Genomic DNA, 18,095 nt, shown 5'->3' on the forward strand with positions numbered 1-18,095 from the left:
TTTAAGAACATTTAGTTGTTTTCTATCTTGTAAAGCAACGCATCCCTGGCGGGGACCGTCACTGTGAGTTTTTCCTTGACAGGCTGTTCATATCCACTCCAGAGTTCTCTTGCCCTGTAAGTAACCGTCGGCTCCAATCCGAGGCGTTCAAGCAAAACTGTGGCATTCATCTCATCTTCCGAATAATTAAAGATAGCGAAATAAGATGATCCGTCTGCATCATGGCGAATAAATTGATTTTCAGAACGTTCTCCATTTCCTTCCACCGGAGCGAATGAAATACCTCTGGCGACATCATTCACTCTTTGGTTGGTCATGAATTTCAGAGCGCGGTCTTTGTCGATCTGTTTGCCGCCCTTACTGAAATCGTCACCAACGATATACAAGCCGGTAATAGCACCGGAAGTCATACGGGCCCGGTTCTCGCCTTCGGTCGCTTCGCGCAGCACCAGGTGGTCGGCATCGTTATACTGGTACACCTCATCCTGCCACCAGCCGTAAGAAAGGGCATTCAGCGTGTATTCGGTATCTTTGATCTTATTCCAGGCATCACAGGCAATACGGCGTGAATTAGCGTAATGAGCCGGGAATACAGGAGAGATAGACAGATTGATGTACATGTCGCCGAAGTATTTGTTCAACAGCTGCATGCCGTAGTTGTAGGCCTGGATACCTGTCCGGATCTCCGGATTGTACCATTTGTCGGCTTCCATCGCCCCGTGTGTCATAAAGTCCATCTTCACGTATTTGAAACCGCAACGGTGGAACAGTTCGGACGTTTTCTTCATCATTTCCTCAATAGCCGGATGAGTCGGGTCGATCGCATAGGCACCGTCCAGTTCCTGCGGCTGGCCATTCGCATACAGATAAACATCTTTATACTTATAATCAGGAGCATCCTTGATGGTCCGATCCGGACGTCTGCCCCAATCGGTAAACGGCGTCCAGTATACGCCAGCAATCTGTCCGTTAGCCGTACAATGATCTACGAAATCTTTCAGTTCTTCATCCTTAAAGCTATTCCAGCCGGAGTCGAGGCCGATCGTCACATTGCCGTCGGGATTCACAAAATGGTTGTTCTGCAAATTATCCCTGAAGAAATCGGACACCTCCAGCGCCTTCTGGTAAGTCAGCTTGAACTGAAGTGCACCCCAACTGTTCCAACCGAACGTAACGGCACCCGGCCATTTCTTCACGGGAGCTACTACAGCATTCGCTTTTCCGTATTCTTCCAGTCCGGCACGCCAGTCATTAAAGAAACCGACAAAGACCTTCGGCGACTTCACTGTTTTCCCTTTCAGGCTACCATGTGCTTTCGAATCACGTGTCAGCGTATCGGCAACACCCCCGAAACAAACCAGCGAACCGATATTGCTGCGGTCGCCTTTGACCATATCGATACCTGTCTTCCAGTCGGAATGCTCTACCGAACCGATGACAAGACCTTTACGATCCTTATTATTGAATACGGTAGCCACTTCATAACTACGCAACTGATCGAAAGTCAGCGGATGAGACTGATAACGAATCCAGCAATCGTTATCGAAAGGCTGGAACAACGCACGGTTATCCCCTTCGGCGAGTAAAGCAGGCATACGATCGATGTTGACCGGAGCCATATAATTCGATTCGACATCGGCATTCCCTCCCTGAAGGGTAAATTCCGTCAACAAATAATCTTTCTCCGGATAGATGTAGAAAGATTGCACCAGTGTAGGCAGGTTGCTATCGGTATAGGTAACCTGTAATAACGATCCTTCGCCGAATGCATCGCTGATAGCGGTTGCTTTCGAGCGACTACTCCTGTAGTCACGGGTTGTGACCAATTTGTCGCCTAACTTATACGAAGCGTAGACCCCATCGGAAAGAAGCTGGCTCTCTTTTTCGATACGGTGGCCTTTCTGCTCCTGATCGTAGCTGACCGTCCATTTCCCCGAAGAGACGAAAGGTTCGCTACAGGATACAACAAGGGCGAGCAATAGCAGCAGATTTAAATTGATGAGTTTCATGTATTGATAATTAAATATTACTGTTCTGTAATCAGCAGGACCGTACTTTCATACGTATTCCCGATTGTCAGGCTGATACCGGCATTCATCAGATAATCACCGGGGAATACCTGCCCGTCGCCGTAGAAGGAACTGTTTCCGGCTTTATTCAATTCAGTGATCTTATATATTTTAGCCGGATCCAGTCCTTTCAGTTTGGTCTCAAAGAATGTTGTACGTCCGTGATATTTCAGGCTGTAAGCAAAAAATACAGATTCCTTTTTATCTTTGGATATATACATATGCGAAGCCCATCCGGTTCCGTCGTAAGGCGATTTGAGACGATAAAGATCGCCCAGCTGTACGATCGGGCGGATACGTTTATAGTTCTTTATGGCCTGTTCTGCAAAAGGCAGTTCATCACCTGTCAAATCTTTCGGTTGCAATTCCATACCCAGACGCCCCGTCATGGCAACATCGAAACGGAATTTCAGCGGTGCCATCATACCCGTTTGATGGTTCGGAGTGGTCGAAACATGGGAAGCAGTGGCTTTTGCCGGGAAGAAAAGATTGGTGCTGTACTGGATGAATATACGGTCGAGCGAGTTGGTGTTATCGCTTGCCCAGAACTCATCGTGATATTTCAAGGCTCCGAAGTCCAGGCGGCCGCCACCGGCCGAACACAACTGGATCATAACATCCGGATGCTTTGCACGGATCCGTTCGTAAGCACTATACAGTCCTTTTATATACTCGATCCAGAAATGGGTCTGATCCTCTTTAGAAAGGTAATCGGAACCGAAATTGTCAACGTGGCGGTTCGCATCCCATTTAATATAGGAAATATGAGGAGACAAAGCGATTACATCGTCAAAAGTCTTCACCACAAAATCCTGTACAGCCGGATTGCTCAGATCGAGCAACCATTGGTTACGCATCGGGATAATATCACGCTTACCGCTCTTTACAATCCATTCCGGATGCTTTTCTGCCAGTTCACTCTTTGGACTTACCATTTCCGGTTCGATCCAGATGCCGAATTTCAGTCCTTTATTTACTGCATACTTCGCCAGATAATCGATCCCGCGCGGTAATTTTTTCTTATTTACCTGCCAGTCACCCAAACCGACCTTATCCGAGTTACGCGGATATTTGTTGGCAAACCATCCGTCGTCGAGTACGAACATTTCAACACCGAAAGCAGCAGCATCATCGATCATATCCGTGATTGTCTTCTCGGTAAAGTTAAAATAAGCACCTTCCCAACTGTTCAGGACGATCGGTAATTCCTGATCGCCATGAGCCAATGCATAGTTACGCGACCAGTCGTGCAGATTTCTGGAAACCTGTCCTTTACCGGTAGAACTATATGTCCATACCATTTCCGGGGTTTGCAATATTTTACCCGGTTCCAGATTATAAGTAGAGGCAAAATTATTCATACCGGTCAACACATGCAGCATGCCGCATTCATCCACTTCAAAAGAGGTCAGATAGTTGCCCGACCAAGCCAGTGAACCGGCATAGACTTCACCCATATCTTCATAAGCCGGTCCGTTCAGAGACAACAGGAAAGAAGAGTTTTCAGACTGCGTGGTCCGTATGCCTTTCTTGGATTCCACTCGTTTGACACCGGGAGTCAGTTGTTCTTCCACCAATTGCATTTCAGAAGCCCATGCGCCATGAAAATGAGTCAGATAGTAAGAGTCTGCATGTAAGGGAAGATAAGCGGAAGATATATTTTCGACAGCCAGCCGGGTCTTTTCCTGATGAGAGATGGAAACAGACTGACAGATCACATTTTCCTTTTGGTAAGCTACAAAATTGAGATTGACGAAAACCGGGTACAAAGGATCTTTCAACTGTATTACGGTTTCTATTCTATTATTATCGATATTCTTTACGGTATGGTCCGCATATATCAATTCTGTAGTCTGAACACCGTCATTATGCGTCAGCTTCAATGCCGGATTCAGGAAAAGGCGTCCTCCGTAAGCAGGATAGATTGCCGGAGCATAACCGATACCGTTATCCGGTTGTTCTTTATACTTCTTATTAAGGAAAGGGGAAACATGACGGAATTTATCTCCAAAATAGTTATATACTACTTTTTTATCCGAAGAGATAGAAAAGATCATGCTCAAGTCATTTGTAGAGACGGATATGATGTCCGCTTCTTTCTCCTGGGAAGAAACATTCATACACCCCAATAAAAGGGCTACAGTTAACAATAGTGCTTTCATGTCTATCAGTTTTATTTTACTTATTCAAGGTTGATGGTGCAAACTAAGCCAATAAAGAGAAGTACGGAAAGCACGGATTCGCCAATAATTTGTATTTATGCATTTAATTCATAGAGAATTAACAGGATTGCAACATTTACGTCATTTTTTGACGCATTTGTTACAGGGCAAAAAACAAAAAAGGCTCGCATCCGAAAATGCAAACCTCTATAAAACATTAAAGGCTGTCTCACGACAACCCCTAACCAACTTTGTTAACCTTAAATCTAATACTATTATGAAAAAACCACAATGCAAAGATACACTCACGACAAGTGTTTGTCAAGCCTTTTACAGACAATATATGTTAAGCTCTTCACGCATTCCGGCTAAAAAATGTTTCTGAAGACAAAACTTTATACAATACAGACAAAAACTGCTAATTTTAACAATTAAAGTGAGCTATTTTACAGGGAAAGGCGTTCTTTAAGCAACCGATAGCCGGTCAGACTGGCACGCAAACAGACACCTGTTTTCAAACGAACCTGGTAACTGTCTTTCCCGAACAATTCCACACGGATGATCTCCCCGCTATTCACGATACAAGACCGGTGAATACGGATAAAAGCATTCTCCGGCAGATGCGTTTCAAAATATTTCATCGTCTGTTCCTTGACATATTGGCCTGTCGAGGTGAACAACGTCACATAATCGCCGCTTGCCTGGATATAGAGCAGTTCGTCCAACCGGATCAGATGGATACGGGTGCCGTCTTTCACAGAGATACGATCCAGTAACGCTTCTTCAGGTGGCTGTGATGTTTCAGTCTCAACAGAAACAAGAGAATCCTCAGACGGTTCCTCTTTCCGAATCTCCTTCCAGCGAATAAAATACCATTGAGCCAGAATAATCCATCCCAGCAGACCAAACAGAAAACGGAAAGGGACAGTCGAAGCAAACCATTCCATCCGACCGGGACAAATCAATGTCCCCACCATATACCCTCCTATAGTAGAAATCGCCAGGACACCGATGGTTAATGCGATCTGGGCCTGTATCGGACGCAATACTCCGGTAACATACCAGAGCAGAAAACCGGAAACAGAGAATAACCCTACCGAAACCAGACTGTCAAGCCATGCAAGCAGCCACCCCGTATGTTCGTAGTAATACAACAACAAGGCCCCTGTGCAACAAGCGATCGATGCCAGCATGATACCGGCAATCCTATAAAAGACAGAGTTTATAAACGGATGCGTCTGCATAATCAACTTTTGAATTCGATTCCGCCAAAAGTCGCATTTCCGCGTACCACTAATACATGCTCATTATCCATGTTTACAGAAGCATTGAAACGTTTATCTTCAGAGCCCCCCATCAGGGTACGGACATTAAAATGAAGCCGCCAGTCATTGGGTACATATATTTCCACCCCGGCAAACGTACAATCGATGTCAATATAGGTCCGCGGACCTTCCAGCTTTGTTCTTCGCAAATCCAGAATGGTTCCCCCGAACAAAACCTTGATCCGTGCTCCTTTGAAAACCGGATCCAGAATGATCTGCTCCACGGAACTAAACGTATTATCCGATTCCACATAACCGTCTATATTGATAAATTCACTTTTTGTACCAGTGTCTGCCTCGTTACCTGTCGTTCCCCCTCTATTTCTCCAATGAGTATTGTTTTTCTTCCGTGGCGAAAAGAGTATCACGATACCGGCCAACACCAGGAGCAGCGGCCAGATAGTCATTCCACTGCCATCCATCCAGTCCAACTCAGGCATCAGAAAGTATAGTCCGAATAAAAAGGTGATCAATCCTCCGACATACTGGCGGGAAAAAAAGGTAGAAACTCCCACATACATCACCAGCATCTGCCAGGATACTATAATATCAAAGATATCGGTAGCAATCATACCCATGTTCTTCAGCAACCATACAATCCCGACTACGATAAACGGGATTGCCCAAAAGATGTTTTTTCTAAGATTCATAATCTGTATTGTTTAAATGTTTGAAACAAAAGTAGGTATCAGCCACCTCCCGGACAAGAGAGAAACGTCCTATTACAGTCAAAGATCGGTGAATCGCCGAAAATAACCGACAAAAAAAGGAAATATTCAGTGCAGAAAAACAAAAAGGCCTGCATCTGTCCTGAATGCAAACCCCTATAAACAATTAAAGCCTGTCTCACGACAAGCCCTAACCAACTTTGTTAACCTTAAATCTAATACTATTATGAAAAAACCACGATACAAATATACGGCTTAATCCAAATTTGTCAAGGGGTTTTATGCTAAATCATGTTTCGTGTCGTATAAGAAAAGCTAACAAGTTTCAATATGTTTATTTTTTGCTTCCGAAGTGTTAAAATAAACACTTTTTGTTCCTATTTCTTCTTCAATATCCGCTGAGCGCAATCAGACAGGACAACGATCGCCCCGGCAATAATCGCCGTGTCTTTTATCACCAGACGACCTGCTCCCGTAAGCAACGGGAAGCCATGCTCTCCGCTACCCAGATCCGGAACCCATACCTCCGGCGTAGTGACGAGGAACGACAAGGTGCCTATCGTCATTATGATAGCCAGTAGGGAGCCTACCAGACCAATCTTCGGAGAAAAGATCCCCAGAAAGGTCAGTATACCGATCGCCATGATCAGGATACCCAGCCCATGTGAGAAACCATATGTATTGTTTTCTACATGCCACTGATGTTTGGCTTCATTGAATTCACCCTCTTTCAACTTATATTCTTTGTATTCAGGTGCGCTCTTGGTATAGAAGAAGCTCATAAACGGGCTGTTTGCCACAAAGGGAACGATCCCTTCCGCTTCATAATTCCAGAATTTCAGTCCGCCGATCCATACGAATATGATCAGAATAGCAACACGGATCAGGTTAATACCCAGTTTCTGTGAGGAAGCTGCCATGTTCAGAAATGTGTCAAATAAATCCTTTAGTTTAGTAGTCATGTCTTTCTTTGTTTATCAGTTTAACTTATGATGCAAAGATCTGACATTTTTACCCTATGGGAAATGGCAATTCTGCCGGATAACTTGACAATTATTCCCTAAGACACAATAAAACCGGTTAACAGAGGCTTATTTCCCCGTTAACCGGCCTTATTGACAACGAATTATTTTTAATTACGTATTCCCAGTTCTACCAGTTTCTGTTCGTCCAAAGCATACTTCCGTTCGATGCTCTGCAACAAGTCTTCACTGATATCCAGCGGACGGTTCAGTTTCTTCATTTCGCGGTATCCTTTATATACATGGGTGATCATCTTACGCGGATTGAAGACCAGCGATGAAGTGATCCAGCATCCATGCGTACACCAGCAATTCGCCTTATCCCCATGACCGATAGCAGCGATCTCCTGCTTCATGGCATCACTCTGCATGATCTTAGCGATATTACAATCGTAATCCTTTACATTACCGATCGGCTCGCGAAGCTCGCAGGCACGGAAACGGCCGTCATAGTCGATCACCAAGGTGGTCTCTCCCGCCGTACAATCCATTCCCCAGGGAGTCGGATGATCGATATTGGTCGCACGTACATTATATAATGTACGGATGAAGCCCAGATAGAAGAAACGGGCAATCGGTTTTCTGAAGCCACCGGTCTCTTCCGCCATACGTTCCCCATAGACATTATAGATAGGCACAACCTCGTCCTGCAAAGCACGTAAAGTAGGTTCGGTAAGCACCTTCACCCCGTCGTCGCGCGTCATTCCGCGTGCAGCCTCGATAATATGGTTGGACAGATGGAAACGGCCTAAAATCCAAAGCATCAAATCCTGTACCTCCTCCAGGTTATATTTTGTAATTACGGTGGCAAGGTTTTTCAGCACCCTGCCGTCGTCAGCAAAGTTTTTTTCAATCATCTTCAACGTCCCCATCGCTTTGTAGAAGTTACCGGGGACACCGCGCTGTATATCGTGTGTATCACCGAAACCGTCCAATGAAAGACTGAGGTTGATATTCAGTTCCGGACAATTCCGACGGATTTGTTTTACCCAGGCAATGATCCGGTCGGGCTTCAATCCGTTGGTAGGAATGTTCACGTCTTTTATCTCGTTATTCTTATAGAACATCTCTATAATTTCAGGTAATTCCTCACGCAGTGTCGGCTCACCGCCGGATACCCACAAACGATTGAACTGTCCGGCTGTTTCGGAGATCTTCTTTATTTCTTCAAAAGTCAGGTCTTTTTCTTTTTTATCCATGTCTTCCGCATAGAAACACATTTTACATTTGGCATTACACCGCCCTGTGACAAACAGGAAAACAGATTCTAATTTTCTGTTTGTGCTCATTGTTCTGAAAGAGCTCTTTGTTCGTTTTGTACCCATTGTTATTATGATTAGATTTCTCTATTAGTATTAGCTCCCATATCTTATTAAGCAGACAGACAAATATATACCATACCCATAAATCTATCAGCCAGACTTGAAAACATTCGCAAATTTCACCTATTATATATCATAAAACAATCTCCATTTGTGGGATTCGATGTTCTATATTTAAGAATATCGGTCAGAAAATCTAAATAGTCTTATATTTGTACATTTAAAATAGTGGAGATAACAACATGGAAGACAACATTCCTAAATTCGACATTCCTCTGGATTTTATCGTCGGAGACAGCATTACAGGTGAAATATTAAATCAATACGGCCGCTTCCCCTGCAAGATCAAAGCCGGTGTTTTTGTGCTTTGTGTACAGGGCAGTGTACAGGCCACCGTCAATCTGACAAAATTTATTATCAAACCCAATGATTTCATTACGCTTCCTCCGGGATGTTTTATCCAGATACACGAAGTATCCGACGATGTCAAACTGTGTTTTGCCGGATTCTCTTCTACGTTTGTGAGTCATATCAACTATATCAAAACTATCACGAACTATCTGCCCGTTATCTTCGACAGCCCGGTGATGCCTCTGCCCGTACCGGTCTCCCAGTTATACCAGGAGGCTTTTTCCTTGCTGATCAAGGCGTATTCTTTGCCTAAGACCATCGAGAACAAAGAGATCATAAAGGCTATCTTCACCATCTTCATGCAGGGAGTGATCGAGCTGTATAAAAACCATACGCCATATAGCAATGCTCCGATGACACGCAATATGGAGATATGCCGCGAGTTCGTACAGCTGGCGATGGAGAACTATACGAAAGAGCATAGCGTCTCCTATTATGCCAAGCGGCTTAATATCACCTTGCAACATTTCTGCTACGTAATAAAGAAAGTCAGCGGACGAACCGCGCTGGATATCCTGAGCAATATCATTATCATGGATGCGAAAGCACAGCTTAAATCGACCGATATGCCGGTTAAGAAGATTGCATTCGCTCTGGGTTTCGACAACCTGTCGTTCTTCAATAAATACTTCAGACAACACGTGGGAATGACCCCTCAGGAATACAGGGAGAGCTAAAAAAAGGGATATGCCGGATGCAAACCCCTATAAACAATTAAAGCCTGTCTCACGACAAGCCCTAACCAACTTTGTTAACCTTAAATCTAATACTATTATGAAAAAACCACAGTACAAAGATACAGGTATTCTCCAACTTGTCAATAGTTAAAATGCTAATTAGTGTTGTATAGCATATAAGAAAGGCTAACAAGGTTCAAGATATTTATTATTAGATTTCGAAATGTTAAAATGAGGCGTTCGTTCGTGAAATGACACACCCCCTGCCCCCTCTCCAGAGGGGAAAAGTTAGCATCGGTCAATACGATAAAATAATTAAAAAAGCTGGGCATAAAAAAAGAGGCGCTGCATAAAGCAACGCCTCCCAAGCAATACATATATTATAATGTATATTAGTCTTGTAATTTAGCAACGATGAATTCGCGGTTCAGGCGAGCGATGTTGCTGACAGAGATATTCTTCGGACATTCCATTTCGCAAGCGCGAGTGTTGGTACAGTTACCGAAGCCCAGTTCGTCCATCTTGGCAACCATTGCTTTTGCACGGCGAGTCGCTTCAACCTTACCCTGAGGCAACAGAGCCAGCTGGCTAACCTTTGCAGAAACGAACAGCATAGCCGAACCGTTCTTACAAGCAGCAGCACAAGCACCACAACCGATACATGCAGCAGCATCCATAGCCATTTCAGCATCTGCACGAGGGATAGGAATTGCGTTTGCATCAGGCACACCTCCTGTATTAACAGAGGTGAAACCACCAGCCTGGATGATCTTATCATAAGCATAACGGTCTACCATCAAGTCGCGGATTACCGGGAAACCGGCAGAACGCCACGGTTCGATCGTGATTGTTTCACCATCGTTGAAACGACGCATGTACAGCTGGCAGGTAGTAGCACCTGTTGCCGGTCCGTGCGGATGTCCGTTTACATACAATGAACACATACCGCAGATACCTTCACGACAGTCATGGTCGAAAACGATAGGATCTTTACCTTCGTTAATCAGCTGTTCGTTCAGGATATCAAGCATTTCCAGGAAAGAAGTACCCTGGTTAATGTTTTTCAGCTGGTAAGTTTCGAACTGCCCTTTTACGTTAGGACCTTTCTGACGCCAGACTTTGAGTGTGATATTTATATCTTTATCCATGATTCTAATTTTTGAAAATTGTTACTTCTTGTAGTTACGTGTCTGAGGTACTACGAATTCATAATTCAGATCTTCCTTCAGCATAACAGGATCTTTGTCTTCACCCTGATATTCCCAGCAAGATACATACATAAATTTATCATCGTGACGAAGAGCTTCACCTTCTTCAGTCTGATGTTCAGTACGGAAGTGTCCACCACAAGATTCAGCACGATCCAGGGCATCATGAGCCATCAGCGCACCGATCTCAATAAAGTCTGCCAGACGCAAAGCCTTTTCCAACTCAACGTTCAGGTCATCAGCTTCACCCGGGATATGTACATTTGTCCAGAATTCCTTCTTCAGGTCTTTCAATTTCTGGATAGCTTCTTTCAAACCTTCGGCATCACGAGCCATACCGATGTATTCCCACATGATGTGACCCAGTTTCTTATGGATAGAATCAACAGATTCTTTACCCTTGATGCTCATCAATTTCTTGATACGGTCCTTGATAGCCTTTTCAGATTCTGCGAACTCAGGCAGGTCGGTGCTGAAACGCGGAACCTGAATCTGGTCGGACAGATAGTTCTGGATAGTATAAGGCAATACGAAGTAACCGTCAGCCAAACCTTGCATCAAAGCAGATGCACCCAGACGGTTAGCACCGTGGTCAGAGAAGTTGGCTTCACCGATAGCGAACAGACCCGGGATAGAAGTCTGCAATTCATAGTCTACCCACAGACCACCCATCGAGTAGTGCAGTGCCGGATAGATCATCATCGGAGTTTCATATGGATCGTCGTTGGTAATTTCTTCGTACATGTCGAACAAGTTACCATATTTTGCTTTCACAACATCCTTACCCAGACGGTTGATAGCGTCGGAGAAATCAAGGAATACGGCCAAACCTGTGTTGTTTACACCGAAACCGGCGTCGCAACGTTCTTTAGCAGCACGTGAAGCCACGTCACGCGGAACCAGGTTACCGAATGCCGGATAACGGCGTTCCAGATAGTAGTCGCGGTCTGCTTCAGGAATATCTTTACCTTTCTTAGTTCCGGCCTGCAATGCTTTTGCATCTTCCAGTTTCTTCGGAACCCAGATACGACCGTCGTTACGCAGTGATTCAGACATCAACGTCAGTTTTGACTGGTAGTCGCCGTGTACAGGAACACAAGTCGGGTGGATCTGCACCATACAAGGGTTAGCAAAGTAAGCACCTTTCTTGTAGCACTGCCATGCAGCAGAACCGTTGGAAGCCATTGCGTTGGTAGACAGAAAGAATGTATTTACATAACCACCTGTTGCAACCACTACGGCGTGAGCAGAGAAACGTTCGATCTTACCGGTGATCAGGTTACGTGCAATGATACCGCGAGCACGGCCATCTACCTTAACAACATCCAGCATTTCGTGGCGAGTGTACATCTTTACTTTGTTCAAACCGATCATACGGCTCAAAGCAGAGTAAGCACCCAGCAACAACTGCTGTCCGGTCTGACCGCGGGCATAGAACGTACGGGATACCTGAGCACCACCGAATGAACGGTTATCCAGCAGACCACCGTATTCGCGAGCGAAAGGTACACCCTGTGCCACGCACTGGTCGATAATAGAGTTTGACACTTCAGCCAGACGATAAACGTTTGCTTCGCGGGCACGGTAGTCACCACCTTTAATTGTATCGTAGAACAGACGGTAAACAGAGTCACCATCATTCTGATAATTCTTTGCAGCATTGATACCACCCTGTGCAGCGATAGAGTGTGCACGGCGGGGAGAATCCTGGATACAGAAATTCAATACATTGAATCCCATTTCAGCCAGAGAGGCAGCAGCAGAAGCACCGGCCAGACCAGTACCAACTACAATTACGTCCAGGCGACGTTTGTTTGCGGGATTCACCAGTTTCTGATGATCTTTATAATTAGTCCACTTCTCAGCCAACGGGCCCTGAGGGATTTTAGAATCTATCTGAGTCATAATGATTTATTTTCAATTGTTACACCTTAAATTAATGTCCTGCACAAACAGCTACATAATCACCGCCTACACCATTCAGGTAGAATACGATAGTAATAATAGCAAAGATCACGCAGATAGCAGTTGCTACGATCTTTGAAATGCAGATCCAACGGTTCATCCAGATCGTATTGTTCCAACCGATTGTCTGGATAGCGCTCCAGAATCCGTGAGTCAGGTGGAACCACAAAGCCACGTACCATACCAGGTAAAGAACTGTGTTCAGGATATTACCCTGGAAATAGTAGTTGATAAACGCTGCACCGTCCTGAGGAGATACGGTAGTCGTTCCGTCGCAAAGAGTTACTGTGTGATTGCCCAGAAGTTCGGCGAACATCATCTTATACCAGAACTGGCTGAAGTGCAACACCATGAACAGGACAATGATAATGCCCAGTACCAGCATGTTCTGAGATGCCCATTCCACCCCTTTCGGACGAGCGTTGATTGCATAACGGTCGTTACCGCGAGCCTTACGGTTCTGAAGTGTCAACATCAAAGCATACACAAAGTGAATCACAACGCCTGCAGCCAGCACCAGTGTTGCTGCAACGGCATACCAATTAGCTCCCAGCAATGAACAAATCATGTTATAGGCTTCTCCCGAGAAAGCAGCCGCCACATTCATTGACAAGTGGAACAATAAGAACAAAACAAGAAAAAGCCCTGTAATACTCATAATGAGCTTTTTCCCGATAGAAGAATTAAGTAACCACATAAGATAATAATTTAAGTTATTTAATTGTTTTTAAAGATTCATATCAATGTACCCAATTGTCAGGCAAAGGTATGCTAAATACACGTATCACGCAAACGATTAAAGAAATATTTCGCCAATCAAACCCATACATTTCGGGAGCAGTAAAACGCAATATTTGATCAAGACAGAATTTAACTAAAATGTAACAGGCACGCACCTGCTTTTTCATATCTTCGCAAAATAATTAGAGGATTGCATGTTACAACGTAAAGCACTAAGCATCTTATTTATAATGCTTATCACATCAACTGTCGATGCCCAGCGGAAAGACAGCTTGATATTCAGGAATTCAAGAAATGAGTTTGAAACCACTTACAATAAAATATCAGAGAATAAGGTATACCAGATGCTGCGCGTTCCCGTGCCTCTTTTTGTCATATCGGCCATCACCTACGGGCAGGGAGATAAATTCCGGACATTACGCAATACCCACGTACCTGATTTCCATTACAGGTATGACGATTTCCTGCAATATGCCCCGCTGGCAGCCGTGATCGGAATGAAACTGGGAGGTGTGGAAAGCCGCAGTTCGTGGCCCCGCCTGCTCGTATCGGACCTGTTTGCCGCCGGTATCATGGCGACAGCCGTCAACAGCATGAAATACACCATCAAACGGGAACGGCCGGACGGTTCAAAAAACAATTCGTTTCCTTCGGGGCATACGGCAACTGCTTTTATGGCGGCCACCATCATGCACCGGGAGTATGGCCTGACACGCAGCCCGTTATACAGCATAGGGGGATATACGGTAGCGACCGCCACCGCTTTCAGCCGCCAACTAAACAACCGGCACTGGCTGAGCGACGTACTGGCAGGTGCCGGTATCGGTATCTTATCCGCCGAACTGGGTTATTTCCTCGCCGACCTTATTTTCAAAGACAAAGGACTGAATCTGCCTGATAAGCTCAGGGAATCTGCCCCTAAAGGCGGAAGGCCGTCTTTCCTTGAATTTTCAGTCGGATACAGCATCATCAACGGGAGCGTCGAGATCGGCAAGAACATACGGCTCAGTTCTCCGGGAGCAACCAACGTAAGCGTAAAAGGCGGTTATTTCTTCAACCCTTATTTCGGTATCGGAGGTGAAGTGACGGCGCTCGCCAGTCCGATGGCTTTCGATATGTCGCTATACACCGGGACAACCCCTTCGACCAAATATAACATTACCCGTGTCCATGCAGATCCTACCGGTATTTTTACCTTTACGGCAGGGCCTTATTTCTCCTTGCCGGTAGCCGGTAAACTGCTCCTGGGAACAAAGTTCCAGGCAGGATATTCCCACCTGGTTAAAAATGATGTCGAAATGGACCTGCAGGAAAAACAAGTGCCTTACACAACCGTGAACAATATCGCTTTCATGAAAGGGGAAGGCAGCAGTAATTACATCCTGCGCACAGGTATTTCAGCAACCGGAATAGTCAATCGCAATTTGGGGATACGTATGTTCGTGGATTACGATTATACCTTTCTGAAAGCCCCTTACCAGCTATTGACCAGCCTCAGCAGCGATAAACCGACTTACAGCGAATCCCATTTAAGCAAACATAAGATGCACTATTTTACGATCGGTGCCACAGTGACGGCCCTGTTCTGGTAGTTATCGGTCGGTAGCAGGGACGAGCCGTACCTTGATTTCTTCGCTCTGTCCGCTTTCCAGGTTCACATCGAGAACGACCCGGTACGTTCCTTCATTGGGAGCATCATAACTATTCTTCGATACATTATCCAGGATAGATACGGCTGTGGCGGACGGACTATCCACGATCAGTTGCATGCATTTACCATCTTTTTTCAGTTCCACCATATGGCTGTCCAATACACGGGGAACGGCTCCGGTCACGATTGTCCACCTGACGGAAGCAGGCTGGCCGTCTGCCTGTACCCGGTCGGTCACCGAAAGATATTTTTCATTGATTAGCGCGACTTCGCGGACGGCACTTTTCAAATCTCCCCCGAACAATCCTGTCATTTCCAGAGAAGCACCGAGCTTATGATCATCCGAGTATATATTTGTCACAGGCACGAAGCCTTTTACACGGTGATATTTGCCATTTACAGTCAGCGTACTATGAGCCAGGTTATTATAACGGAATACATCCCAGCGTTGCCCTTCCTGTGAAGAGTTCCACAAATCTACATTTTCTTTTTCCAGCGAATAGTATTCCTGCATGCCCAAATCCTGCACCCAGCGGACACCCAAAGCATCAAAAACAAACGATCCGGCATCCATATGGGCATGACTGGTCGAAGCTGTTCCTCCTTTTATTCCCAGATAAAAACCTTCACCGTCCTGCCATCCCGTACGAATCAATACGACAGGCGTTTGTCCGTTTCCAACCCACAACTTAGTTGCAGGAGGCATCAGTTCTTTCATTTTATATTGCGATCCATAGATAGGGATCAATGGCAAAAAGCGGTTTTCCTCATCGGAGAACGACAACTCGGCCCGGCTTAAAATATCCTTTTCATTCCATAACAAAGAAGGGTCCTGCAATTTATCGGCAAACCAATACATAGCGGGCAAGGCAAAGACCGACTCACGCGAATCGCTGAAATTAAAACATTTGCCGGTCGTCCCGGTCATAAATTGCATAAAACGCGCGGAAGCCAGAAAACCTTCTGCCTCAGAAAGTCCGCCATCAGACCCCAGAGCCGATTCGAGTGCCGCATTCATAAGTACCTGGAAGGTAGTTCCATATCCCCAATAATTATATCCTTCGGGATAGGCACCATCGGGAGCATACCCTTTCAATGTCAAACCGACTGTAGACAAAGCCCGCTCAATGATCTCGCGTGCCTCCTCCGGATGATCCTCCAGAACAGCCAATGCACCGTAAACCAACCCGGCATTACAGACCTGGTTCCAGTTGTTGGATGCACTCAGGAACCAGTTATACCGCTTATCGCGAGACGGGGCAAAACCTTTATTCAGAATAGCCTCTTTCACCAGTTTCCGCGTATCCGGAGATAGTTTATCGAACAACCAGTCATAACCGAGAGCAACCGCCATGGTCATTTCACCTGTATCCAGGAAATGCGAGGGATTCCAGTCATTGAACGAACAAACGGCAATCATTTCCTGCTCGGCACGCAGGAGGTATTTCTCCTCCCCTGTCATGCGATAAGCATAAGAGAGATAGAAAATGCGCCGCAAAGCTTCCCGTGATACGGCAAGCAGGCGCTTCCCTTCTTTTTTATAGGTCAGCATCGGCTTCATCGCGAAAGCATCGCATTGCCGAAGAAGATATTCATGCAACCGGAGTATCTCCGGATTATGTGCCAGACCGGATTTTATCTTCTGTTCTTCTCCCTGCTTAACCAGCAAACGGGGATGAGAAGGATAAGAATCAAAGTGTATCCCCTGCGCACAAACAGGGACGAACAAGGTCATACAAAACACAACAAGAAGGGCAGCTTTATTCATAAGTCAGTATGTTAACGAGTTACTAGGTACAAATATATAAAATAACCTCTCAGCAAATTCATATAGACTCACATTTTATCAATAATGAGCTATCCCTTTATCAAAGTGACTTAGCCATTACAGGTTTATTTGCCGTCAGTTTTAACTGACGGTTTACAAGTTGCTTCTCTTTATTGGCTTCAGCCACATTTCTCTTTACATAGAGAGACTCTTTAAATGGGACTAAAGTCCAAAGAGATAGAGCATTTACTTATCCGTCGGTTAAAACCGACGGCAAATGGACCTGTAACTATACCAGCCCTATTGATGACTGATGGTTTATTGCTGAATAGTTCATATCTTCCTAATTGCGAAACGGCTTAATACAATATTTGTTGGAGAAACCTACTCTAGCTGTCATATAGAATAATAACAAATGATCAGCAAATAGGATATTCACTTTCTATATGATTAGAAAAGATCATATTTGCTAACACATGCAAATTCATATCTATCACTTCCAGAAGAGCCAAATAAACATATATTAACACCAAAGAATACTAAACCATCTTCCCCATCTCGTTTTAAACGGATTAAAAATTCGTTTAAAACGAACTGACATTTTATTTAAAACGAAATGAGGCTTCTCTTCAGGTGAATTTTTGTTAATAAACCATCCGGATAAGCTCCTATAACAGAACAAAAACATGTTATCCGGCATATTCGACATGCCAGAATAGCTAATAACACGACCAGACAAGAAATATCAAAAAGAGCACACATCGCAGTCATTTAAAAAGACCACGCCACCAAAAACGACTACATAAAAATCACAATATCGTAATAATTCCTTTTTACATAGCAAAACATCAACCATCCATCCCTGCACAAGCCCATAAAATACACAAGTCCCTATACTCTCCTTACAGAAGCTACCCAGACAAAGATAAATTATCATTTTGTCATCCAAATAGAAGCACAACATCCTGACATTTCATTTTGAACATGACTTTCTTTTTGACAAATCACCGCAACACCTCCAATAGAATAATACCCCTATCCTTCCTCTAAAAATTATTTAGTGCCCCTCTAATTCAGGAGAATTGAACTTTTTTAGCTATGTTTGC

General features: G+C 44.7%; 12 protein-coding genes. 2 read left to right on the forward strand and 10 right to left on the reverse strand.

Annotated features, from left to right (window positions below; all coding sequences use genetic code 11):
* Positions 1-11: 11 nt before the first annotated feature.
* From DWX23_RS20030 to DWX23_RS20060, 6 genes are all read right to left on the reverse strand, one after another.
* Entirely contained in the window at positions 12-2,009 is a 1,998-nt protein-coding gene (locus DWX23_RS20030) for an alpha-galactosidase (protein WP_122375763.1), read from the reverse strand.
* Positions 2,010-2,026: 17 nt separating this feature from the next.
* Positions 2,027-4,231, reverse strand: coding sequence for an alpha-galactosidase (locus DWX23_RS20035; RefSeq protein WP_122375764.1), 2,205 nt, complete (start codon positions 4,229-4,231; stop codon positions 2,027-2,029).
* Between the two features lie 446 nt (positions 4,232-4,677).
* Positions 4,678-5,475, reverse strand: coding sequence for a LytTR family DNA-binding domain-containing protein (locus DWX23_RS20045; protein ID WP_122375765.1), 798 nt, complete (start codon positions 5,473-5,475; stop codon positions 4,678-4,680).
* Between the two features lie 2 nt (positions 5,476-5,477).
* A complete protein-coding gene (locus DWX23_RS20050) occupies positions 5,478-6,206 on the reverse strand; it encodes a LiaI-LiaF-like domain-containing protein (RefSeq protein WP_122375766.1) in 729 nt (242 codons plus the stop codon).
* A 395-nt stretch (positions 6,207-6,601) separates the two neighbouring features.
* Positions 6,602-7,186, reverse strand: a complete 585-nt coding sequence (locus tag DWX23_RS20055) for a DUF417 family protein (RefSeq protein ID WP_122353226.1) — start codon at positions 7,184-7,186, stop codon at positions 6,602-6,604.
* 170 nt (positions 7,187-7,356) lie between these two features.
* A complete protein-coding gene (locus DWX23_RS20060; protein WP_122353227.1) occupies positions 7,357-8,571 on the reverse strand; it encodes a radical SAM protein in 1,215 nt (404 codons plus the stop codon).
* A 239-nt stretch (positions 8,572-8,810) separates the two neighbouring features.
* Here DWX23_RS20060 and DWX23_RS20065 point away from each other — a divergent pair, with 239 nt between their 5' ends.
* Entirely contained in the window at positions 8,811-9,656 is an 846-nt protein-coding gene (locus DWX23_RS20065) for an AraC family transcriptional regulator (protein WP_122353228.1), read from the forward strand.
* A 392-nt stretch (positions 9,657-10,048) separates the two neighbouring features.
* Here DWX23_RS20065 and DWX23_RS20070 read toward each other — a convergent pair whose 3' ends face one another.
* From DWX23_RS20070 to DWX23_RS20080, 3 genes are read right to left on the reverse strand one after another with little or no spacing between them, the layout of a single operon-like run.
* Positions 10,049-10,804: a succinate dehydrogenase/fumarate reductase iron-sulfur subunit gene (locus DWX23_RS20070; protein ID WP_122353229.1), complete on the reverse strand. Its 756-nt coding sequence runs from the start codon at positions 10,802-10,804 to the stop codon at positions 10,049-10,051.
* 21 nt (positions 10,805-10,825) lie between these two features.
* Complete coding sequence (locus DWX23_RS20075; protein ID WP_122375767.1) at positions 10,826-12,769, reverse strand: fumarate reductase/succinate dehydrogenase flavoprotein subunit; 1,944 nt, start codon at positions 12,767-12,769, stop codon at positions 10,826-10,828.
* A gap of 31 nt (positions 12,770-12,800) precedes the next feature.
* Positions 12,801-13,526 carry a succinate dehydrogenase/fumarate reductase cytochrome b subunit gene (locus DWX23_RS20080; protein WP_122375768.1) on the reverse strand — a complete coding sequence of 242 codons (726 nt, stop codon included), beginning with the start codon at positions 13,524-13,526 and terminating at the stop codon, positions 12,801-12,803.
* A 238-nt stretch (positions 13,527-13,764) separates the two neighbouring features.
* On the opposite strand from DWX23_RS20080, the gene DWX23_RS20085 reads away from it, so the two are divergent.
* A complete protein-coding gene (locus tag DWX23_RS20085) occupies positions 13,765-15,162 on the forward strand; it encodes a phosphatase PAP2 family protein (RefSeq protein WP_122375769.1) in 1,398 nt (465 codons plus the stop codon).
* Here the strand turns inward: DWX23_RS20085 and DWX23_RS20090 are convergent, their stop codons facing one another.
* A complete protein-coding gene (locus DWX23_RS20090; protein ID WP_122375770.1) occupies positions 15,163-16,989 on the reverse strand; it encodes a heparinase II/III family protein in 1,827 nt (608 codons plus the stop codon). It lies immediately after the preceding gene.
* Positions 16,990-18,095 lie beyond the last annotated feature (1,106 nt).

The organism is Parabacteroides sp. AF18-52 (assembly GCF_003479145.1).
GTDB lineage: Bacteria > Bacteroidota > Bacteroidia > Bacteroidales > Tannerellaceae > Parabacteroides > Parabacteroides faecis.